Source organism: Pseudomonas sp. Ga0074129 (genome assembly GCA_001465025.1).
In the GTDB taxonomy this organism is placed as follows: Bacteria; Pseudomonadota; Gammaproteobacteria; order Pseudomonadales; family Pseudomonadaceae; genus Aquipseudomonas.
The window spans coordinates 16,324-36,581 of sequence record LNDO01000088.1 but is presented as its reverse complement, the minus strand read 5'-3'; the positions used below and the strand labels follow the sequence as shown (position 1 = coordinate 36,581).

The window sequence follows — 20,258 nt, the reverse complement described above, 5'->3', positions numbered from 1 at the left end:
GCCCCTTACCTTGGCATCCTGCGTCGCGAGGCTGGCCGGGCTTGGGGCTAGGATGCGCTGAGTAATATCACGTTCAGGCCAGACTATGAATTACATCCTCTATGCCGTGCCGTTCTTCTTTGTATTGATTACTCTTGAGCTGTTCTTGGACCGCTGGCGCGGGGTTCACACCTATCGCTTCTCTGATGCCGTCAACAGCCTCAGCGCGGGCGTGCTTTCGACCACCGTGGGCTTGCTGACCAAGGCAGTGGGGATGCTGACCTATACCCTAGTCTGGCAATACTTGGGCGTGTTCGAACTGTCGGCGAGCAGCCTTTGGGTGTGGATCTTCGCCTTTGTCTTCTATGACCTCTGCTACTACTGGAACCATCGCCTGGGCCATGAGCGCAATGTGCTTTGGGCCGCGCACTCAGTGCATCACCAGAGCGAGGACTACAACCTGTCCACCGCGCTGCGCCAGACCAGCACTGGGTTTATCTTCGGCTGGATATTTTATGTGCCGATGGCCGTGCTCGGTGTGCCGCCGCTGGTGTTTCTCACCGTGGCGGCGCTTAACCTGCTGTATCAGTTCTGGGTGCATACACGGCATATCCCTAAACTGGGCTGGTTCGAGTGGTTCTTTATTACCCCGTCCAACCATCGTGTGCACCATGCGCAGAATGCGGTGTACATGGACCGTAATTACGGCGGCGTATTTATCCTCTGGGACCGCCTGTTCGGCACTTTTCAGGAAGAGTTGGACGAAGAGCCGGTGGTGTTTGGCGTGACCACGCCGTTGGCGAGCTGGAATCCACTGTGGGCCAATGCGCAGTTTTACCTGGCGCTGTGGCGCGATGCAGTGCGGGCGGAGTCGTGGTGGGACAAGTTGCGCATCTGGTTTATGCGCACCGGCTGGCGACCCGCTGATGTTGCAGCGAAATACCCGCAGCAAAAGCCGGATCTCAGTCAGTTCGTTAAATTCGATGTGCCGCTCAACTTGGCGCAAAAGCTCTATGCCGGGGCGCAATTCAGTCTGTATGTGCTGGGCGGCACTGTGCTGTTGGGCATGGGCGATACCTTGAGTCTGGCGCAGACCTTGTTGGGGGTCGCCTGGATGGCCCTGGGGCTGACCGTGATTGGCCTCTGGCTGGAAAATCGGCCCACGGCCAAGGCGCTGGAAATGCTGCGCCTGCTGTTCAATGTGCCAGCGGTTTGGATGGCGCTGCAGCTCGGCTTGCTGCCGGCGCTGCCAATGGTATGGGGGCTGCTGCTGGGCTACAGCCTGCTGAGTCTCATGGCGCTGTTCTGGACGCCCCGCGCCGAGGCCGCCGTGCCGGCATAAGCGAGCATTGCGCGCGGTCAAGCCCAACACCCTTGCCGGTCTGTTGGGCTTTTTTATGCCGCACGGTCAGGTCGGGTTACGCGGGCGCTGGTGCGCGCGGCGGCATATCCGCGCGCCGATCACAGCGCTATGCTTGCAAGGCTTGCGGCAAGCGGTCGCAGCGCTGTCGTGTGTTGTCATACTTTGGTCATAATGGCCGCTTATAACTGTCACACTCGCCCGTTACTGCGGGCTTCGGAGCCTACCGTGAGCTTTACCCCTGCCAATCGCCTGTTTCCCGCCACCCGCCTGCGTCGCAACCGTCGTGACGATTTCTCCCGGCGTCTGGTGCGGGAAAACCGCCTGAGTGTGGATGACCTGATTCTGCCGGTGTTCGTCCTCGACGGCGAAAACCGCCGCGAAGCGATTGCCTCGATGCCCGGCGTCGAACGCCTATCTATCGACCTGCTTCTTAAAGAAGCCGAGCACTGGGTGGCGTTGGGTATTCCGGCGTTGGCGCTGTTTCCGGTGACGCCGCTGGAAAAGAAATCCCTGCTGGCGGAAGAAGCCTGGAACCCAGACGGCATTGCTCAGCGCGCGATTCGTGCCCTGCGCGCCAAGTTCCCTGAGCTTGGGGTTATCAGCGATGTGGCGCTGGACCCGTTTACCACCCACGGTCAGGACGGCATCCTTGATGAGTCCGGCTATGTGCAGAACGACGTCACGGTCGATGCGTTGGTCAAGCAGGCGCTGTCGCATGCCGCTGCTGGTGCTCAAGTGGTTGCACCGTCGGACATGATGGACGGCCGCGTGCAGGCCATTCGTGAAGCACTGGAGTTGGCCGACCACAGCAACGTGCGGATCATGGCCTACTCGGCCAAGTACGCCAGCGCCTACTACGGCCCGTTCCGTGATGCGGTCGGCTCGGCAGCGAATCTGGGTAAGGCCAACAAGGCCAGCTACCAGATGGACCCGGCCAATGGTGACGAAGCCCTGCATGAAGTGGCCGCCGACCTCGCAGAAGGCGCGGACATGGTCATGGTCAAGCCAGGCATGCCCTACCTGGACATCCTCTGGCGGGTGAAAACCGAGTTCAAGGTGCCGACCTTTGTTTATCAAGTCAGCGGTGAATACGCCATGCACATGGCTGCGATCCAGAACGGCTGGCTAAGTGAAGCGGTCATTCTCGAATCGCTCACTGCTTTCAAACGTGCGGGTGCCGATGGCATCCTGACCTATTTCGCCGTGCGCGCGGCAGAACTGTTGAAGCAGGGGCAATAGCCCCACAGGAACCCGACATGAACACCGAAGGACTCAGTAATAGCGAAGTGCAGGACGCCCAACCGGTCGTCGAAGACGTGGTGGCCGTGGAGGCGCCGGTCGTTGAAGCGGCGGTGGTGGTTGCCCCGGCTCCGGCCCCGGTGGTGATCGCTAATCTGGATGACAGCAGCCTGTACATCCACCGCGAACTGTCGCAACTGCAATTCAATATTCGCGTGCTTGAGCAGGCGCTGGATGAGTCCTACCCGCTGCTGGAGCGGCTGAAGTTCCTGCTGATCTTCTCCAGCAACCTCGATGAGTTCTTCGAGATTCGCGTCGCCGGCCTGAAGAAGCAGATCAACTTCGCCCGCGAACAGGCCGGTGCCGATGGCTTGCAGCCGCATCAAGCGCTGGCGCGGATTGCCGAACTGGTGCATGAGCAGGTGGATCGGCAGTACGCGATTCTCAACGACAACCTGTTCCCAGCACTGGCCAAGCACAACGTTAACTTTGTTCGCCGGCGTTTCTGGACAACCAAGATCAAAGCCTGGGTGCGTCGCTACTTCCGCGATGAGATCGCGCCGATCATCACCCCGATTGGACTCGACCCGACGCACCCGTTCCCGCTGCTGGTGAACAAAAGCCTGAACTTTATCGTCGAGCTGGAAGGCATCGACGCCTTCGGGCGCGACTCTGGTCTGGCGATCATTCCGGCCCCGCGTTTGCTGCCGCGTATCATCAAAGTGCCGGAAGAGGTTGGCGGGCTGGGGGATAATTTTGTCTTCCTCTCATCGATGATCCACGCCCACGCCGATGACCTGTTCCAAGGCATGAAGGTTAAAGGCTGCTACCAGTTCCGCCTGACCCGTAACGCTGACCTGTCAGTCGATACCGAAGACGTCGAAGACCTGGCCCGAGCGCTGCGCGGCGAGCTGTTCAGTCGTCGTTATGGCGATGCCGTGCGCTTGGAAGTGGTCGACACCTGCCCGCGGCCACTGCTCGATTACCTGCTCAAACAGTTCAGTTTGACCGAGGCCGAGTTGTACCGCGTCAATGGGCCGGTCAACCTAACCCGCCTGTTCAGCATTACCGGCCTGGAAAGCCATCCGGAGCTGCAGTACACGCCCTTTACGCCAGTCATCCCCAAGCTGCTGCAAAACGCCGAGAACATCTTCAGCGTGATCAGCAAGCAAGACGTGCTGCTGCTGCACCCGTTTGAGTCGTTCACCCCGGTGGTTGACCTGCTCCGTCAGGCGGCGAAAGACCCGCACGTCTTGGCGATTAAGCAGACGCTGTACCGTTCTGGGGCTAACTCGGAAATCGTCGATGCGCTGGTTGAGGCGGCGCGCAACGGCAAGGAAGTCACGGCGGTGATCGAACTGCGCGCGCGTTTCGATGAAGAGTCCAACCTGCAACTCGCCAGTCGCCTACAGGCCGCCGGTGCGGTGGTGATTTACGGCGTGGTGGGCTTCAAGACCCACGCCAAAATGATGCTGATTCTGCGCCGTGAAAGTGGCGATATCGTGCGTTACGCGCACCTTGGTACCGGCAACTACCACGCCGGCAACGCCAAGCTGTACACCGACTACAGCCTGCTCACCGCCGACGTGGCGCTGGGTGAAGACGTTTCCAAGCTCTTCAGCCAACTGATTGGCATGGGCAAAACCCTGCGCATGAAGAAGTTGTTGCACGCGCCGTTTACCCTGAAAAAGACCCTGCTCGACATGATCGCCCGCGAAACGGCCCTGGCCGCTGATGGGCAGCCGGCGCACATCATCGCCAAGTTCAACTCGCTGACCGATCCGAAGATCATCCGCGCGTTGTACAAAGCCAGTCAGACTGGGGTGAAGATCGATCTCGTGGTGCGCGGTATGTGCTGTCTGCGTCCTGGGATTGTTGGTGTTTCGCACAATATTCAGGTGCGCTCGATTATCGGCCGCTTCCTGGAGCACACGCGGGTGTTCTATTTCTCCAATGGTGGCGAGGAAAAAATCTACCTGTCGAGTGCTGACTGGATGGAGCGCAACCTCGACAAGCGCGTCGAGACCTGCTTCCCGGTGGAAGGCAAGAAACTGATCCTGCGGGTGAAGAAGGAGCTGGAAAGCTACCTCACCGACAACACCCAGGCGTGGGTGCTGCAACCGGACGGTCGCTACCTGCGCACCAGTCCGAGCGGCAACCAAAATGCGCGTAGTGCCCAGGCCGGTTTGCTAGAGAAGCTGACCGCCCCGTTGATCAACGCGCGGTAGCGCCAGCCCACGCTATCGAGTGTCGCCGTCAGATGATCCTCAGGTAACCTGCCATGGATGGCAGGCTTGCTCCTCTGCCGCTTGTGCACGCAGTGGCAGAGGTTGACCGAATGGCGTTCGCGTCAGCGCACGCTCAGTTCGATGCCAATACGCTTAAGCCATTCCGCTTCTTGGGTGAAGTCAGCCTGGGTCAGCGGGTTGCATTCCAGCCAGCCTTCCGGGAATAGAATGTCGAGGCGTTGTTCTGATGCTTTGAGTTCAACGTTGGGCATTTCCTGAGTGCCACGGATGTGGTGGAACAGGATGGCGAAACGCAGCAACACGCACAGGCGCGTCAGTTTGATGCCTTCGGCGCCAAACTCGGCCAGCTTGTCCTTGGGGATGTTGCGGCGATGGCCGCGTACCAGCAGGGCAAGCATTTGCTGATCCTGACGGGAGAAACCGGACAGGTCCGAGTGTTCGACCAGGTAAGCGCCATGCTTGTGATACTGATAATGGGCAATATCCAGGCCCACTTCATGCACTTTAGCGGCCCAGCTGAGCAACTCGCGGTGCCAATCGTCTTCCAGACCCCAGTCTTGGGCCACTTTATCCAGTGCTGAGAGCGCTTTGCTCTCAACCCGTGCGGCTTGCTCCAGGTCTACGTGGTAGCGCTCCATCAGCGAGCTTAAGGTGCGCTCTCGCACGTCCTCGTGCTGGTGGCGGCCGAGCAGGTCGTACAGCACACCTTCGCGCAGCGCACCTTCAGAGTGGCTCATGCGCTGGATATCGCAGGCATCAAAAATAGCTTCGAGAATGGCCATGCCTGCGGGGAAAATCGCCCGTCGATCAGGTTTGATGCCGTCCAGATCGAGCTTCTCAGCTTCGCCGGCCTTGAACATCTTGCGCTTGAGCCAGGCCATGCCCTCGGAATTAACTTCACCAGCTCCCAGGCCCGCAGCCTGAATCGCCAAACCAATGGCCTTGATGGTGCCAGAGGCGCCCACTGTGTCTTCCCAGCCCAGGCGGCGCAGGGCGTGCTCAATGCCCATGATCTCCAGCCGTGCAGCGGTGTAGGCCTGCGCATAGCGTGCCGGGGTGATTTTGCCGTCCCTGAAAAAGCGTTGAGTGAAGCTCACGCAGCCCATCTGCAAGCTTTCGCGCAGCAGCGGCTCGAAGCGTTGGCCAATAATAAATTCGGTGCTGCCGCCGCCAATGTCGGCGACCAGTCGTCGGCCGGGTGTGTCCGCGATGCTGTGGGATACGCCCAGGTAAATCAGTCGCGCTTCTTCACGGCCGGATATGACTTCAACCGGATGGCCGAGAATCTCCTCGGCGCGGTGGATAAACTCGCTGCGGTTACGCGCTTCACGCAGGGCGTTGGTGCCCACCACGCGAACTGCGCCCTCAGGCAAACTGGCGGTCAGTTGGGCAAAGCGACGCAGGCAGTCGAGGCCGCGTTGCATGGCTTCTTCACTGAGCAAGCGGTCTTCATCAACGCCGGCCGCCAGCTGAACCTTGTCGCCCAGCCGTTCAAGGATACGGATTTCTCCGTGATCGGCTTTAGCCAGCACCATGTGGAAACTGTTGGAGCCCAGATCGATGGCAGCGATCAGCGGGAACGATTCGGCAGGGGTATGCGGCATGGCAGAAACATCTCAATGCGTAATCACGCCATCGTGCCACGATAGACAGACCACGCCAACGCATACTGATGTCGCAGGTCCGGTTTGCTGAACAGTGCCTGCAAAGGGGAGATACCTGCATGTGGCCACTAAGCTTTGAGGCATGGCCATAGATAAGCTCAATTACAGTTGCCTTCCTGTGTGAGAAAAGCCGGGCTATGATGCCCCATCTTTTTTGCTTGCGAATACGGAGACCTCCCATGAGCGAATTCATCACCAATGTCAGCGATGCCAGCTTCGACCAAGATGTCCTGCAGGCCGAAGGGCCGGTGCTGGTCGATTACTGGGCTGAGTGGTGTGGCCCGTGCAAAATGATTGCCCCGGTGCTCGATGAGATCGCCCAGACCTATCAGGGCAAACTGAAAGTCTGCAAGCTGAACATCGACGAAAACCAGGAAACGCCGCCTAAGTTCGGTGTACGCGGTATTCCGACGCTGATGCTGTTTAAGAACGGCAATGTTGAAGCCACCAAAGTGGGTGCGCTGTCCAAGTCGCAACTGGCGGCTTTCCTCGACAGCAACATCTAACAGCCGTGCTGCTGAATAAGCCCCGCAATTAGCGGGGCTTTTTTCTGTCTGGAAGCTGGACGGATCAATAAACCCGGTGTTACATTCGGCCTCGCTGCATTTCCTATGCTGCCCCCTGCAAGCCGTCGCCGACGGATTCCTCTGCGAATACCCTCGATTCACGCTGGCGATCAAATCGCTGCTCAGTGGCACGGCCTCCCAAGCTTTTTAGCTTATTTCCCTCCTCATGATTACGTCATTCCTATGAATCTGACCGAACTCAAGCAAAAGCCGATTACCGAACTGCTGGAACTCGCCGAACAACAGGGCCTGGAAAACATGGCCCGTTCGCGCAAGCAGGACGTGATTTTCTCCCTGTTGAAAAAACACGCTAAAAGCGGTGAGGAAATCTCCGGTGATGGCGTGCTGGAGATTCTCCAGGACGGTTTCGGCTTTCTCCGCTCTGCGGATGCCTCGTACCTTGCTGGCCCCGATGACATCTATGTCTCGCCGAGCCAGATCCGCCGCTTCAACTTGCGTACAGGCGATACCATCGTCGGCAAGATTCGCCCGCCGAAAGAAGGCGAGCGTTACTTCGCGCTGCTCAAGGTTGACACGATCAACTACGACCGTCCGGAAAACGCTAAGAACAAAATTCTGTTCGAAAACCTGACGCCGCTGTTCCCCACCAAGCGTCTGGTCATGGAGGCCGGTAACGGCTCTACTGAAGACATTACCGGCCGGGTCATCGACCTGTGTGCGCCCATCGGTAAAGGTCAGCGCGGTCTGATTGTTGCGCCCCCGAAAGCCGGCAAAACCATCATGCTGCAGAACATCGCCGCCAACATCGCGCGTAACAACCCCGAGTGCCACCTGATCGTGCTGTTGATCGATGAGCGCCCGGAAGAAGTGACCGAGATGCAGCGCACCGTGCGCGGCGAAGTGGTTGCGTCGACCTTCGACGAGCCGCCAACCCGTCACGTGCAGGTGGCCGAAATGGTCATCGAAAAGGCCAAGCGCCTGGTCGAGCACAAGAAGGATGTGGTCATCCTGCTTGACTCCATCACCCGTCTGGCGCGTGCCTACAACACGGTGATCCCAAGCTCCGGCAAGGTGCTCACCGGTGGTGTGGATGCTCATGCGTTGGAGAAGCCGAAACGCTTCTTTGGTGCAGCGCGTAACATCGAAGAAGGCGGTTCGCTGACCATCATCGCCACTGCGCTGGTTGAAACCGGCTCGAAGATGGATGAAGTGATCTACGAAGAGTTCAAAGGCACCGGCAACATGGAACTGCCGCTGGACCGTCGTATCGCTGAGAAGCGTGTGTTCCCGGCCATCAACATCAACCGCGCCGGCACCCGTCGCGAAGAGTTGCTGACCGCCGATGACGAACTGCAGCGCATGTGGATTCTGCGCAAGCTGCTGCACCCGATGGATGAAATTGCCGCCATCGAGTTCCTCACCGACAAGCTCAAAGCGACCAAGACGAACGAAGAGTTCTTCCAGTCGATGAAGCGTAAGTAAGAGGATCTACTGCGGGCTGCATACGTGATGCTCTGTTAATAAGCGCCTTGCCTGACCTTCGCTCGCTACGATCCCAAACATACGCACTCTACAAAAGCCGGGTACGCCCGGCTTTTGTGTTCCTGCCTATTGCCTTTCTCTTCTGAAAGACCGAGTTCAGCGCTAAACTTTGCGACCCTATTCCGGTTCGCCCAACACGAGGCACGAACATGCAGTATCGCGACCTGCGCGACTTTATCCGCGGTCTTGAGGCGCGTGGTGAACTCAAGCGCATCCAAACGCCGGTCTCCCCGGTGCTGGACATGACTGAAATCTGCGACCGCACCCTGCGCAAGGGTGGCCCGGCATTGCTCTTTGAAAACCCAACCGGCTTCGATATGCCGGTGCTCGGCAACCTGTTTGGTACACCCAAGCGGGTGGCCTTGGGCATGGGCGCGGAAGAAGTCAGCGAACTGCGTGAAATCGGCAAGCTGCTGGCATTTCTCAAGGAGCCTGAGCCGCCGAAGGGGCTAAAGGATGCCTGGAGCAAGCTGCCAATCTTCAAGAAAGTGCTGAGCATGGCGCCCAAGGTGCTGAAAGATGCACCGTGCCAAGAAGTGGTCGAAGAGGGCGATGATGTCGACCTCGGTAAGCTGCCCGTGCAAACCTGCTGGCCGGGCGATGTTGGGCCGCTGATCACTTGGGGTCTGACTATCACCAAAGGGCCGAATAAAGAGCGGCAGAATTTGGGTATCTACCGCCAGCAGGTTATCGGCCGCAACAAGCTGATCATGCGCTGGCTGAGCCACCGTGGCGGTGCGCTGGATTTCCGCGAGTGGTGCCTGAAGTACCCGGATCGTCCTTATCCCGTGTGTGTGGCGCTGGGTGCTGATCCGGCCACCATCCTCGGCGCGGTGACACCTGTCCCCGACACGTTGTCTGAATATGCGTTTGCCGGCCTGCTGCGCGGCCATCGTACCGAGCTGATCAAGGCCCGCGGCAGTGATCTGCAGGTGCCGGCCAGCGCCGAAATTGTTCTTGAAGGGGTCATCCATCCGGGCGAAACCGCGCCGGAAGGCCCTTACGGTGATCACACGGGCTATTACAACGAGGTCGACACCTTCCCGGTGTTCACTGTTGAGTGCATTACCCGCCGGCAAAAGCCGATTTACCACAGCACCTACACCGGCCGTCCGCCAGATGAGCCGGCGATTCTCGGTGTGGCGCTGAACGAAGTGTTCGTGCCGATCCTGCAGAAGCAGTTCCCGGAAATCACCGACTTCTACCTGCCGCCAGAAGGTTGCTCGTATCGCATGGCGGTGGTGACCATCAAGAAGCAGTACCCGGGCCACGCCAAGCGCGTCATGCTCGGCGTATGGTCGTTCCTGCGCCAGTTTATGTACACCAAGTTCGTGATCGTCACCGACGACGATATCAACGCACGGGATTGGAATGACGTGATCTGGGCGATTACCACGCGCATGGACCCCAAGCGCGATACCGTGCTAATCGACAACACGCCGATTGATTACCTCGACTTCGCCTCGCCTATCTCCGGCCTTGGCTCGAAGATGGGCTTGGACGCCACCCACAAATGGCCGGGTGAAACTACCCGCGAGTGGGGGCGCGCCATCGTCCAGGACGAGGCCGTCAAACAGCGTGTGGACGCGATGTGGTCTGAGTTGGGAATCGATTGATGCGAGTCACTTTGAACCCTTCGGGCGCGGTGCTGGATGTGCTGCCCGGTGAACGCATTCTCGATGCGGCGCGGCGTCTCGGTTATGACTGCCCGCAAAGTTGCCGCAATGGCAATTGCCACATCTGTGCCGCGCTGCTGGTCGAAGGGCGCGTGCAGCAGGGCGGGGTCGAACTGACCCAAGGTGAACTCTTCACCTGCCTGGCCGAACCGCTGCAAGACTGCGTGTTGCATTGGGATGGTGTGCTCGCGCCGGGTGAGTTGCCGGTGCGTGAGTTGGCTTGCCAGGTACTCAGCAGCGATGAGTTGGGCGGCGATGTGGTGCGTTTGCGCTTACAGGCTCCGGCCGGTAAAGCGCCGCGTTATCACGCCGGGCAATACCTGCTGCTGCAACGTGACGGCGATGACTATGCGGCGTTTTCTCTGGCTTCAGCGCCGCACAGCGGGCGCGAATTGGAGTTGCATGTGCTGGCGCGTGACGAGGCGACCCTCGGCATGTTGGCCCAGGTGCGCCGCAACGGTCTGGTGCGAGTGAAAATGCCCTTTGGTGATACGCACTTGGCAGCGCTGCCGGACGGCCCTCTGGTGCTGATTGCTGCAGGCACCGGCATGTCGCAAATGCACAGTTTGATCGAGCATTGCCGCGCCAGTGGCTTCGCGCACCCTGTGCACCTGTATTGGGGCGCGCGCCGCCCAGAAGATTTTTACACGCTTGAGCAGTGGGCGCACTGGCAGCAGGTGCCCAACCTATTTCTGCATCAGGTGGTGAGCGAGGCGGGCGATTGGTCAGGGCGTTGCGGCTTGCTGCATGAGGCGGTGCGTGAAGACTTTGCCGATCTGAAGGCGCTGCACGTCTACGCCAGCGGTTCTCCAGCAATGATTTACGCCACGTTGGATGCGCTGGTCGAGGCCGGCATGGACGCACACCAGATGCGTGCTGATGTATTTGCTTACGCGCCACGGAGCTGAATGAAAGAAGCCGCTCTGCGGCGGCTTCGTAGGGTGGATCACGCTTCATCGATCCACCCATTTGGGCGTGAGTGGTGGATGAATACAGCGTCATCCACCCCACATTTAACGCACCTGCACCACGACTTTGCCCACGGCCTTGCGCTGGCCAAGGGTGTTGATCGCCTCTGCCGCTTGCTCCAGCGGGAAGGTTTGCGATACCAAAGGTTTAACCTTGCCTTCGCCGTACCAAGCGAACAGTTGCTGGAAGTTGGCGGCGTTATCCTGCGGCTGGCGCTGCGCGAATGCGCCCCAGAACACCCCAACCACGGCTGCCCCTTTGAGCAGCGCTAGGTTGACCGGCAGCTCAGGGATACGCCCGCTGGCAAAGCCCACCACCAGTAAACGGCCGTTCCAGGCGATGCTGCGGATGGCTTGGTCAAACAAGTCGCCACCCACTGGGTCATAAATGACGTCAGCGCCCTGGCCGCCAGTCAGTCGTTTGACTTCATCCTTGAGGCTGCTTTCGCTGTAATTGATCAGTTCGTCGGCACCAGCGGCTTTGGCCACTTCCAGTTTTTCCGCGCTGCTGGCGGCTGCGATCACCTTGGCACCCATGGCTTTACCGATTTCCACGGCGGCCAGTCCGACGCCGCCCGATGCGCCAAGCACCAGTAGGGTTTCGCCCGGTTGCAGGTTGGCGCGTTGTTTAAGCGCGTGCATCGAGGTGCCGTAGGTCATGCCAAAGGCGGCAGCGCTGGCGAAGTCCATGCTCGGCGGAACGGGTATGACGTTGTAGCCGGGCACGGCCACTTCTTCGGCAAAACTACCCCAGCCGGTCAGGGCCATAACCCGATCACCGACTTTCAGGTGGCTGACTTTCTCACCAACAGCCGTGATTACGCCGGCTGCTTCCCCGCCTGGCGAAAACGGAAAGGGCGGTTTGAACTGGTATTTGCCTTCGATGATCAGCGTGTCAGGGAAGTTGACCCCGGCCGCATGCACCTGAAGTAGTACCTCGTTTTTCTTCGCTTCAGGGCTGGCGATTTCTTCCAGTACCAGGGTTTCGGCGGGGCCGAAGGCTTTACACAGCACGGCTTTCATCGGGCGTTCCTCTGCGGTTGATGGCTTTGCAGTGTAGGGCTGGCCAAGGTTCGGTCAACAAGCATGGTCAGCCCTGATGGTTGTGTATAAGCCGAGGGCTTGGGCTGTACGCCGACTGTGGCTATGCTAGAGGCTGAACTAATGAGGTGACTGCCTGTGAAAGCCTGGATCGTATTGCTGATGGCCCTGTGTTTGCCGCTGATGGTGCAGGCATCGGAAGAGGAAGAAGATGCCGAGAAACCGCCCGCGCCAGTGGTGGCTTACGTGACACTGGCCCCCGCGCTGGTGGGCAATTTTGGAGATGGCCCGAAACTGAAGTTTTTTAAGGCTGACTTGTCTCTGCGCGTCACGGGTGTCGACGTAGAAGCCAAGATCAAACATCACGAACCATTGATCCGTAATCAACTGGTGATGCTGTTTTCTCAGCAGACGGAAGAGGCCATGGCCGCTGCCGGATCGCGGGAAGTGCTGCGTGCCGAAGCGCTCAAGCAGGTACAGGACGTGATCACCCAGGAAGAAGGCCAGCCACTGGTTGAAGATTTGCTCTTCAACAATTTGATCATTCAGTAAGCGTTTCCTGCTGTTGCGTTACTCCTCGCGCGGGCGCTTTTAGCGCAGCGCCAGGATCGCGGCCCACTCTTCCTCGGCAACAGGCATCACCGACAGGCGAGTGCCTTTTTGTACCAGAGGTAACGCTATTAGGGCGCTTTGTGCCTTGAGCGTTGCTAGGGGAATGACCCGCTTGAAGGCCTCGACAAAGCCTACATCGATGGCGCTCCAGGGGTTTTTATCCGCGCTGGCTTTTGCATCGAAGTAATGGCTGCCCGGCTCCAGTGCAGTGGGATCTGGGTAGTGCGCTGAAGTGATGCGGCCAATCCCTGCAATGCCCGGCTCAGGGCAGCTTGAATGGTAAAAAAAGAACAAATCTCCCGGCTGCATGCTGCGCACAAAGTTGCGCGCCTGGTAATTACGCACCCCATCCCAGCGCGCCTGCTCAAGGCGCTGCAGGTCGTGAATGGATAATTCGTCGGGTTCCGATTTCATTAGCCAATAAGGCATGAACTTTGCTCCTGGTCGGCAGTCCGTTAAGCGGTTGGTTCGACTCAGTTGATTGCACACCTTGAGTGACAGGTTGGCGTTCAGCGCGTGTACGAACGGTTGTAAGCGGATCTATAACAATAATCGCCGCAAAAATAGCGTGCGGTATGCCTTAAGGGGGAGGCATTTGATGAAACGTAAACCAGATGTGCTGTTGATTATGGTGATTTTGTTCAGCCTGGGCGTGGTGACTACTGGGTATACGCAAAGTCTGTGGGAGCGTCAGGCCGACACCCCTCCCGCGCAGTCGCAAGCGGCTGGTTGAAGGTAGTGAGTACCGCAGGGAGTGCGGTACAGCCTCGATTCACTTTTTAGAACCACGTCTTGTCTGTCACGGTGCCCTGCAGCGGCACATCCCAACTGGCCACGGCCAAGCGTTCAACCTGCTGACATCCATGAGCTAGGCCCAGCAATGTCGGTTTGTGCCAATTTTTGCGCAGTTGCCGGTAAGCCAGGCTGCGATCGTAAAAGCCACCGCCCATACCCAGGCGTGCGCCGTGGCGGTCGAAGCCAACGAGCGGCATCAGAATCAAGTCGAGTGTCCACACCTTGCGCTGTTGTTTAAGGCAGCGTCGAGGTTCGTCAATGCCAAAGCGATTCTTGTGCAGTCGCTCTCCCGCGCGAACTCGCTGAAACACCATTTTGCTGCGTGGCCAGGGGCTGAGCACGGGTAGGTAGGTGGCTTTGCCGCGTTTTTGCGCGGCGCGCAGCAACAGGCGCGGATCGATCTCACCGTCGTTGGGCAGATACAGGGCGATGTGTTTAGCACGGCGAAACACGGGGCTGTGTATCAGTTGCTTGTACAGCCCGCGTGCAGCTTGATGTTGCGCCAACGGGCTAAGTGCGCGGCGCATACCTCGCAGATGGCGACGAAGTTGGGCGCGGCTTAAAGATGAGGTGTCGAGCATGGGCTTGCTTGATGGCCTTTGCCTCGGGCGGGCAATGGGCTGGAAGAAATGACTCCCCGACGTGCCGCTGTCGGCTTAGCCCTTGAACCCGAAAGTTCAAGGTGGAGGTTGCAGGAGGCGTTAAGGCTTTCCGTCAAGCGGACATGCACACCGGCTTCAACGTGCAACCTCCGGGGTTGTGCGAATCGGCTCAGGGACATCACCAACTGGCGCACACTCCAGGGAGCTGTTCGAAGTATACCTTAAACTTCAGCCAGGTAATCAGTGGCTGGGCTCATCGGCATTACGTTGCAGTGCGCTGTCCACTCGATTGAGCAAGCTGCGCACCTGTTCGCGGTTGTCTCCGACTTGCTGATCAAGGTGTTGCTGTTTGTGTAGCAGGTCATGGGTGATGTTTAGCGCAGCCATCACGGCGACACGGTCGGCACCTACCACTTTGCCGCTGGAGCGGATTTCGCGCATCTTGCCGTCCAGATAGCGGGCGGCGCGTTCAAGGTTGTTGCGCTCCTCGCTCGGACAGGCGATGCAATATTCTTTGTCCAGAATTTGGACGGTTAGGGTGTTTGACTCAGTCATTAATCCTGCTCCAGGGCTTTGAGGCGCGAAATCATGGATTCGACCTTGTGCCGTGCCATTTCGTTCTTTTCGATTAATTGCGAGCGCTCTTCACGCCAAGCCTTCTCGCTCGCCAGAAGCAACCGATTATGTGTTTTGAGTTGTTCGACACGCTGGATCAGAAGGTCCAGCTTGGCTGCAAGCGCCTGCAGGTCGACATCTTCCATGGTTATCTACTCGATGCTGGGTAAATGGGCTGGCAAATTAAAAATAGCGTTTTTAAGCGGACTTCGACAGCGGCTCCCACGGATGGGCTGTTACTTGATGCAACGGCAGTGCGCGCGAGCCGCTCAACCGCAAGCGTACAACTGTAGCGGTCTAGATTTGCGGCATTTGTCGATATATGACCGATTTACCTAACGCACCTGCTGAGCTCAAGCGCTGCATGGTCTTGGCACGCCTGCCGGTGCTAGGATACAAGGCCTCCATTCTAGTGATCGCGCAGCATTGCGCCTAGTTATCTATGCCTATCTCGAATTCGCCTTACTCTGCTTTTGCCGCCCTGCTTACCAGTAGCGGCCACACTGTTTCCCCCGCCGAATTGCATGGCCTGCTGCTCGGTCGAAGCTGCGCTGGTGCTGGCTTTGAAATCGACTATTGGTTAGTTGATGCCGCCGAATTGCTGGGTGCCGCGCCAGAAGACGGCGTACGCCAGGCGCTGATCGGCCTGCAGGAAATGGTCAAAAACGAATTGACCGGTGTCGACGTAACCGTAGTGCTGTTGCTGCCCAGCGACGATGCGCCGCTTAGCGAGCGCGCCGTAGCTCTGGGACAATGGTGCCAAGGCTTCTTGGGCGGTTTTGGGTTGACCGCTCGCGACAGCGCCCTCAGCGCTGAGGCCATGGAAGTGCTGCAGGATCTATCGGCGATTTCTCAGGTGCAGAACGCCCTGGATGAGTCCGACGATGGCGAGCACGATTACATGGAAGTCATGGAGTACCTGCGCGTCGCGCCGCTGCTGTTGTTTAGCGAGTGCGCCAAGCCTGTGGTTGCCGCGGCAAAACCGTCGCTGCATTGATTTTCATGCATTAGAAGTGGACTCAATCTGCCCATGATCAGCATCCCCAAGTCGGAATACGCCCGTCGGCGCAAGGCGCTGATGGCGCAGATGGAACCCAATAGCATCGCCATTCTGCCGGCGGCGCCGGTGTACATCCGCAACCGCGATGTCGAGCACATCTACCGTCAGGACAGCGACTTCCAATACCTCTCCGGCTTTCCCGAGCCGGAGGCGGTGATCGCCTTGATTCCAGGGCGTGAACATGGCGAGTACGTGCTGTTCTGCCGTGAGCGCGATCCGTTGCGCGAGTTGTGGGACGGTTTGCGCGCCGGGCAGGACGGTGCCATCAGCCAATACGGTGCGGATGACGCCTTCCCGATTGGCGATATCGACGACATCCTGCCGGGTCTGATCGAGGGGCGTGATCGCGTCTATTCCTCCATGGGTACTCACCATGAGTTTGACCGGCAGCTGATGGAGTGGATCAACGTGATCCGCTCCAAGGCCCGTCAGGGTGCGACGCCACCCAATGAATTTGTAACCCTTGAACACCTGCTGCACGACCTGCGTTTGTACAAGTCCTCTGCTGAAATCAAAGTGATGAAAGAGGCCGCCGAGATCAGCGCGCGTGCCCATGTACGGGCCATGCAAGCGAGCCGCGCCGGGTTGTTTGAGTACTCGCTGGAAGCGGAGCTGGATTACGAGTTCCGCAAGGGCGGGGCGAAGATGCCGGCCTATGGCAGCATCGTCGCGGCGGGCAAGAATGCCTGCATCCTGCACTACCGCGAGAACGATGCGCCGCTCAAGGACGGCGACTTGGTGTTGATCGACGCCGGTTGCGAAATTGACTGCTACGCCAGCGACATCACCCGCACCTTCCCGGTCAATGGCACCTTTTCGCCGGAACAGAAGGCGATTTACGAGTTGGTGCTGGCCGCTCAGGAGGCCGCCTTTAAGGAAATCGCTCCCGGCAAACATTGGAATCAGGCCCATGAAGCGACCGTGCAGGTGATTACTGCCGGGCTGGTTGAGCTGGGTTTGCTCAGCGGTGATGTGGACGAGCTGATTGCCACCGAGGCTTACAAACCGTTTTACATGCACCGCGCCGGTCACTGGCTGGGCATGGATGTGCACGATGTTGGCGAGTACAAGGTCGGCGGTGAATGGCGCGAGCTGGAAGTCGGCATGGCCATGACCGTCGAGCCGGGCATTTACATTGCCGTGGACAATCAAGACGTGGCGAAGAAGTGGCGCGGCATCGGCGTGCGCATCGAGGACGATGTGGTGGTGACCAAGACCGGCTGCGAAATCCTCACCGGCGGTGTCCCGAAAACCGTTGCCGAGATCGAAGCGCTGATGGCTGCCGCGCGCAGCGTGGCGGCCTAGCATGTCGCGCAGCGATATCGCCATTATCGGCGGCGGGCTGGTCGGGGCCAGCCTGGCGGTGGCGTTGCAGGCGGAAGCCAAGCAGCGCGGTTGGCGCATCTGCCTGATCGAGCCCTTCACCCCCGGCAGCGGCTATCAACCCAGCTACGATGCCCGTTCGACCGCGCTGGCGTTCGGCTCGCGGCAAATTTATCAACGCCTGGGGCTGTGGACGCAGATCAGTCAGCGCGCTGAGCCGATCAAGCAGATTCATGTCTCCGACCGTGGGCGCTTTGCTGCTGCTCGCCTGAGCGCCGAGGACGAAGGCGTGCCTGCGCTGGGTTATGTGGTGGAGAACGCCTGGCTCGGTGAATGCCTGTGGCAGGCGCTGGATCAGGACGTGGTGAGCTGGCACAGCCCGGCACAGGTCACGCGCATGCAGCCCGTGGCCGATGGCTACAGCCTGAGCTTGGACGACGGTACGGAGTTGGCCTGCAGCTTGGCCATTCTGGCGGAAGGCGGTCGCTCTGGCTTGCGGGAGCAACTGGGTATTGCCGTGAGCCACACGCCTTACGGGCAGAGTGCGCTGATCGCCAACGTCAGCCCTCAGGACGCGCACAACGGCCTCGCCTTTGAACGCTTCACCGAAGAGGGACCAATGGCACTGCTGCCCCTGGCGGATAACCGCTGTGCGCTGGTCTGGACGCGGGCCACGCAGGAGGCTGAGCGTCTGTATGGGCTCGACGATGCCGCGTTTCTCGCCGAGCTGCAGCAGGCCTTCGGCTATCGTCTTGGCAGTTTGCGCCAAGTCGGCACCCGCCATCTCTACCCGCTGGCGCTGACCGCCGCGCAAGAGCAGGTCCGCCAGCATCTGGTGGTGCTGGGTAATGCGGCGCACAGCCTGCACCCGATTGCCGGGCAGGGCTACAACCTGTCGCTGCGCGACACCTTGGTGCTGGCCGAAACCCTGCTGGCCAGTGATGCACCCTTGGGTGATCTGGCGACCTTGCAGCGTTACCTGAGCAGTCAGCAGATGGATCAGCAATTGACCGTTGGCTTTTCCGATCAGGTCACCCGCTTGTTCAGCACCGGCCAGCCGTTGCTGGCCACCGGGCGCAATCTGGGCTTGCTCGGGCTGGATCTCTTTCCTCCGGCGAAACGCTGGTTTGCGCGCCAGGCCATGGGCCTGGGCACGCGCGCGGAGCACTAAGGCATGTCGGCTAAAAAATTGGCGCGCAAGGCGCGGCTGCTGCGCTGGGCGATGAATCTTTATCCGCCCTATCTGGGGGCCGGTGTGCGGGTGCGGCAGATCAGCGCGGACTTCCGGCAGGTGCAGGTGAGAATGGGCCTGGGCTGGTATAACCGCAACTATGTCGGCACTCAGTTCGGCGGCAGCCTGTATTCGATGACCGACCCGTTTTTCATGCTGATGATCATGGAAAACCTCGGGCGCGATTTTATCGTCTGGGACAAGGCCGCGCGCATCGACTTTATCGCCCCCGGCAAAGGCCCGGTGTTCGCCGATTTCAGCATCAACGAGCAGTTGCTCGACGACATTCGCCAGCACACGGCAGAGGGTGAAAAATACCACCCCGAATTGCACGTGGAAGTGCGCGATGGCAGCGGTACCCTGGTGGCGCGGGTGCATAAAACACTCTACGTGCGGTTAAAACCGCGTGCTCGGCAGGCCGCCTAGGCACCTGTTCAACCTCTACGCGCTCGTAAGCCCTGAACAGGCTTTCAGTAAGAAGGAAATGCGATGCAAGCGGATCTGATCATTGTTGGCGCAGGCATGGTGGGCAGCGCCCTGGCGTTGGCCCTGCAGGATCAGGGCTTGGACATCATCCTGCTCGATGGCAGCCCGCTGAACGTCAAGCCTTTCGATAAAGCGGCCGCTTTTGAGCCGCGAGTCAGCGCTCTCTCGGCGGCCAGCCAGCGCATTCTTGAACGCCTGGGTGTGTGGCAGGGCATTGCTGACCGGCGCGCCTGCCCTTATGGTGAAATGCAGGTGTGGGATGGTTCCGGCACCGGGCAGATTCACTTCAGTGCCGCCAGCGTGCATGCCGAAACGCTCGGTCATATTGTGGAAAACCGCGTGGTGCAGGACGCCCTGCTGGAGCGTCTGCACGACTGTCCGATTGGTCTGCTGTCTGGCGCTCGTTTGGAACAACTGCGCCGCTCTGGTGATGGTTGGTTGGTCAGCCTGAGCGACGGTCGCGAGTTGCGTGCGCCGCTGGTCATTGCGGCGGATGGGGCCAACTCGGCGGTGCGCCGCCTGGCTGGCTGCGGCACCCGTGAATGGGATTACCTGCACCACGCCATCGTCACCAGCGTGCGCTGCAGCAAGCCGCACCAATCCACCGCTTGGCAGCGATTTACCGATGACGGCCCATTGGCGTTCTTGCCCTTGGCAGGTCCGCCGGGTCAGCACTGGTGCTCGATTGTCTGGTCGACCACACCCACTGAGGCCGAGCGCTTGATGGCGTTGGACGATGCTGGTTTCTGCCGCGCATTGGGCTTTGCCTTCGAGCATCGCCTCGGTGAGATACAGCACGCCGACGCCCGTTTGTGCATTCCGCTGCGTCAACGGCACGCCAAGCGTTATGTCGAAGAAGGCTTGGCGTTGATCGGCGATGCCGCACATAGCATCCATCCGCTGGCCGGGCAGGGCGTCAATTTGGGTTTTCTCGATGTGGCGGTGCTGGCTGAAGTGCTGTTGCACGCAGCGCAGCGTGGCGAACGCCTGAGCGATGTGAAGGTGCTGAGCCGCTACGAGCGTCGGCGCATGCCGCATAACCTGGCGATGATGGCGGCGATGGAAGGTTTTGAGCGGCTGTTCCAGGCCGATCCACTGCCGGTGCGCTGGTTGCGTAACAGCGGCCTGAATTGGGTCGATGAACTGCCAGAAGCCAAGGCGTTGTTTGTGCGTCAGGCTTTGGGTTTGTCCGGTGACCTGCCGGATTTGGCGCGGGTTTAACGATCTAACCCAGTGACGGTATTACATCGATGGCGGGCTACGCCGCGTTTCGAGCGGCGTGATAA

The 20,258-nt window shown here is 59.4% G+C and carries 20 protein-coding genes and 1 other RNA gene; 14 read left to right on the top strand and 7 right to left on the bottom strand.

Annotated elements, in window-relative coordinates:
• Positions 1–85: 85 nt before the first annotated feature.
• From AUK77_RS12905 to ppk1, 3 genes are all read left to right on the top strand, one after another.
• Positions 86–1,321 carry a sterol desaturase family protein gene (locus AUK77_RS12905; protein ID WP_296130347.1) on the top strand — a complete coding sequence of 412 codons (1,236 nt, stop codon included), beginning with the start codon at positions 86–88 and terminating at the stop codon, positions 1,319–1,321.
• Positions 1,322–1,567: 246 nt separating this feature from the next.
• Positions 1,568–2,581, top strand: a complete 1,014-nt coding sequence (hemB, locus tag AUK77_RS12900; RefSeq protein WP_296130345.1) for a porphobilinogen synthase — start codon at positions 1,568–1,570, stop codon at positions 2,579–2,581.
• A 17-nt stretch (positions 2,582–2,598) separates the two neighbouring features.
• The gene (gene ppk1, locus AUK77_RS12895; protein WP_296130343.1) at positions 2,599–4,809 is read left to right on the top strand and encodes a polyphosphate kinase 1; all 2,211 of its coding nucleotides are present in this window, start codon (positions 2,599–2,601) and stop codon (positions 4,807–4,809) included.
• A 122-nt stretch (positions 4,810–4,931) separates the two neighbouring features.
• Here the strand turns inward: ppk1 and ppx are convergent, their stop codons facing one another.
• Positions 4,932–6,434, bottom strand: a complete 1,503-nt coding sequence (ppx, locus tag AUK77_RS12890) for an exopolyphosphatase (RefSeq protein WP_296130341.1) — start codon at positions 6,432–6,434, stop codon at positions 4,932–4,934.
• Positions 6,435–6,673: 239 nt separating this feature from the next.
• Between ppx and trxA the strand changes: the two genes are divergently transcribed.
• From trxA to AUK77_RS12870, 4 genes are all read left to right on the top strand, one after another.
• On the top strand, positions 6,674–7,000 hold the full coding sequence (gene trxA, locus AUK77_RS12885; protein WP_296130339.1) for a thioredoxin TrxA: 327 nt from the start codon (positions 6,674–6,676) through the stop codon (positions 6,998–7,000).
• A 243-nt stretch (positions 7,001–7,243) separates the two neighbouring features.
• On the top strand, positions 7,244–8,503 hold the full coding sequence (gene rho, locus AUK77_RS12880) for a transcription termination factor Rho (protein WP_090254678.1): 1,260 nt from the start codon (positions 7,244–7,246) through the stop codon (positions 8,501–8,503).
• Between the two features lie 209 nt (positions 8,504–8,712).
• Complete coding sequence (ubiD, locus tag AUK77_RS12875; RefSeq protein ID WP_296130337.1) at positions 8,713–10,179, top strand: 4-hydroxy-3-polyprenylbenzoate decarboxylase; 1,467 nt, start codon at positions 8,713–8,715, stop codon at positions 10,177–10,179.
• A complete protein-coding gene (locus AUK77_RS12870; RefSeq protein WP_296130335.1) occupies positions 10,179–11,147 on the top strand; it encodes a CDP-6-deoxy-delta-3,4-glucoseen reductase in 969 nt (322 codons plus the stop codon). Before ubiD ends, AUK77_RS12870 begins: the two co-directional genes overlap by 1 nt.
• Positions 11,148–11,252: 105 nt before the next feature.
• Here AUK77_RS12870 and AUK77_RS12865 read toward each other — a convergent pair whose 3' ends face one another.
• Complete coding sequence (locus AUK77_RS12865; RefSeq protein ID WP_296130332.1) at positions 11,253–12,230, bottom strand: NADPH:quinone oxidoreductase family protein; 978 nt, start codon at positions 12,228–12,230, stop codon at positions 11,253–11,255.
• A 156-nt stretch (positions 12,231–12,386) separates the two neighbouring features.
• Here AUK77_RS12865 and AUK77_RS12860 point away from each other — a divergent pair, with 156 nt between their 5' ends.
• A complete protein-coding gene (locus tag AUK77_RS12860) occupies positions 12,387–12,800 on the top strand; it encodes a flagellar basal body-associated protein FliL (protein WP_296130331.1) in 414 nt (137 codons plus the stop codon).
• A 39-nt stretch (positions 12,801–12,839) separates the two neighbouring features.
• Here the strand turns inward: AUK77_RS12860 and AUK77_RS12855 are convergent, their stop codons facing one another.
• The gene (locus AUK77_RS12855) at positions 12,840–13,289 is read right to left on the bottom strand and encodes an EVE domain-containing protein (RefSeq protein WP_296130329.1); all 450 of its coding nucleotides are present in this window, start codon (positions 13,287–13,289) and stop codon (positions 12,840–12,842) included.
• A gap of 169 nt (positions 13,290–13,458) precedes the next feature.
• Here AUK77_RS12855 and AUK77_RS12850 point away from each other — a divergent pair, with 169 nt between their 5' ends.
• Positions 13,459–13,593 (top strand): hypothetical protein, encoded by a 135-nt coding sequence (locus AUK77_RS12850; RefSeq protein ID WP_296130328.1) that lies wholly within the window; start codon positions 13,459–13,461, stop codon positions 13,591–13,593.
• A gap of 46 nt (positions 13,594–13,639) precedes the next feature.
• On the opposite strand, the gene AUK77_RS12845 is transcribed toward AUK77_RS12850, so the two are convergent.
• From AUK77_RS12845 to AUK77_RS12830, 4 genes are all read right to left on the bottom strand, one after another.
• Entirely contained in the window at positions 13,640–14,236 is a 597-nt protein-coding gene (locus AUK77_RS12845) for a 5-formyltetrahydrofolate cyclo-ligase (protein WP_296130327.1), read from the bottom strand.
• Between the two features lie 49 nt (positions 14,237–14,285).
• Positions 14,286–14,464: non-coding RNA, 6S RNA (gene ssrS, locus AUK77_RS12840), on the bottom strand.
• A gap of 33 nt (positions 14,465–14,497) precedes the next feature.
• Positions 14,498–14,812 (bottom strand): cell division protein ZapA, encoded by a 315-nt coding sequence (locus AUK77_RS12835; RefSeq protein WP_296130325.1) that lies wholly within the window; start codon positions 14,810–14,812, stop codon positions 14,498–14,500.
• Entirely contained in the window at positions 14,812–15,018 is a 207-nt protein-coding gene (locus tag AUK77_RS12830) for a TIGR02449 family protein (RefSeq protein WP_296130323.1), read from the bottom strand. The genes AUK77_RS12835 and AUK77_RS12830 overlap by 1 nt, the downstream gene beginning before the upstream one ends.
• Positions 15,019–15,314: 296 nt before the next feature.
• Between AUK77_RS12830 and AUK77_RS12825 the strand changes: the two genes are divergently transcribed.
• The 5 genes from AUK77_RS12825 to AUK77_RS12805 all read left to right on the top strand — a co-directional run bounded on the left by AUK77_RS12825 (position 15,315) and on the right by AUK77_RS12805 (position 20,193).
• Positions 15,315–15,869 (top strand): YecA family protein, encoded by a 555-nt coding sequence (locus tag AUK77_RS12825; RefSeq protein WP_296130321.1) that lies wholly within the window; start codon positions 15,315–15,317, stop codon positions 15,867–15,869.
• A 33-nt stretch (positions 15,870–15,902) separates the two neighbouring features.
• Positions 15,903–17,237, top strand: a complete 1,335-nt coding sequence (gene pepP / locus AUK77_RS12820) for a Xaa-Pro aminopeptidase (protein WP_296130320.1) — start codon at positions 15,903–15,905, stop codon at positions 17,235–17,237.
• Position 17,238: 1 nt separating this feature from the next.
• Positions 17,239–18,426 (top strand): 2-octaprenyl-6-methoxyphenyl hydroxylase, encoded by a 1,188-nt coding sequence (gene ubiH / locus AUK77_RS12815; protein ID WP_296130318.1) that lies wholly within the window; start codon positions 17,239–17,241, stop codon positions 18,424–18,426.
• Positions 18,427–18,429: 3 nt separating this feature from the next.
• Positions 18,430–18,912 (top strand): DUF4442 domain-containing protein, encoded by a 483-nt coding sequence (locus AUK77_RS12810; RefSeq protein ID WP_296130317.1) that lies wholly within the window; start codon positions 18,430–18,432, stop codon positions 18,910–18,912.
• A 63-nt stretch (positions 18,913–18,975) separates the two neighbouring features.
• Complete coding sequence (locus AUK77_RS12805; RefSeq protein ID WP_296130315.1) at positions 18,976–20,193, top strand: 2-octaprenyl-3-methyl-6-methoxy-1,4-benzoquinol hydroxylase; 1,218 nt, start codon at positions 18,976–18,978, stop codon at positions 20,191–20,193.
• The last annotated feature ends 65 nt before the right edge of the window (positions 20,194–20,258 follow it).

What these genes read in the sequence shown, in the direction of transcription:
- ppk1 (WP_296130343.1), top strand. Translation starts at nt 2,599, where the DNA reads ATGAACACCGAAGGACTCAGTAATAGCGAAGTGCAGGACGCCCAACCG.
- AUK77_RS12830 (WP_296130323.1), bottom strand. Translation starts at nt 15,018, where the DNA reads ATGGAAGATGTCGACCTGCAGGCGCTTGCAGCCAAGCTGGACCTTCTG.
- AUK77_RS12810 (WP_296130317.1), top strand. Translation starts at nt 18,430, where the DNA reads ATGTCGGCTAAAAAATTGGCGCGCAAGGCGCGGCTGCTGCGCTGGGCG.
- ubiH (WP_296130318.1), top strand. Translation starts at nt 17,239, where the DNA reads ATGTCGCGCAGCGATATCGCCATTATCGGCGGCGGGCTGGTCGGGGCC.
- AUK77_RS12825 (WP_296130321.1), top strand. Translation starts at nt 15,315, where the DNA reads ATGCCTATCTCGAATTCGCCTTACTCTGCTTTTGCCGCCCTGCTTACC.
- pepP (WP_296130320.1), top strand. Translation starts at nt 15,903, where the DNA reads ATGATCAGCATCCCCAAGTCGGAATACGCCCGTCGGCGCAAGGCGCTG.
- AUK77_RS12865 (WP_296130332.1), bottom strand. Translation starts at nt 12,230, where the DNA reads ATGAAAGCCGTGCTGTGTAAAGCCTTCGGCCCCGCCGAAACCCTGGTA.
- trxA (WP_296130339.1), top strand. Translation starts at nt 6,674, where the DNA reads ATGAGCGAATTCATCACCAATGTCAGCGATGCCAGCTTCGACCAAGAT.
- AUK77_RS12905 (WP_296130347.1), top strand. Translation starts at nt 86, where the DNA reads ATGAATTACATCCTCTATGCCGTGCCGTTCTTCTTTGTATTGATTACT.
- AUK77_RS12870 (WP_296130335.1), top strand. Translation starts at nt 10,179, where the DNA reads ATGCGAGTCACTTTGAACCCTTCGGGCGCGGTGCTGGATGTGCTGCCC.
- AUK77_RS12855 (WP_296130329.1), bottom strand. Translation starts at nt 13,289, where the DNA reads ATGCCTTATTGGCTAATGAAATCGGAACCCGACGAATTATCCATTCAC.
- AUK77_RS12850 (WP_296130328.1), top strand. Translation starts at nt 13,459, where the DNA reads ATGAAACGTAAACCAGATGTGCTGTTGATTATGGTGATTTTGTTCAGC.
- ppx (WP_296130341.1), bottom strand. Translation starts at nt 6,434, where the DNA reads ATGCCGCATACCCCTGCCGAATCGTTCCCGCTGATCGCTGCCATCGAT.
- AUK77_RS12835 (WP_296130325.1), bottom strand. Translation starts at nt 14,812, where the DNA reads ATGACTGAGTCAAACACCCTAACCGTCCAAATTCTGGACAAAGAATAT.
- AUK77_RS12845 (WP_296130327.1), bottom strand. Translation starts at nt 14,236, where the DNA reads ATGCTCGACACCTCATCTTTAAGCCGCGCCCAACTTCGTCGCCATCTG.
- rho (WP_090254678.1), top strand. Translation starts at nt 7,244, where the DNA reads ATGAATCTGACCGAACTCAAGCAAAAGCCGATTACCGAACTGCTGGAA.
- AUK77_RS12805 (WP_296130315.1), top strand. Translation starts at nt 18,976, where the DNA reads ATGCAAGCGGATCTGATCATTGTTGGCGCAGGCATGGTGGGCAGCGCC.
- ubiD (WP_296130337.1), top strand. Translation starts at nt 8,713, where the DNA reads ATGCAGTATCGCGACCTGCGCGACTTTATCCGCGGTCTTGAGGCGCGT.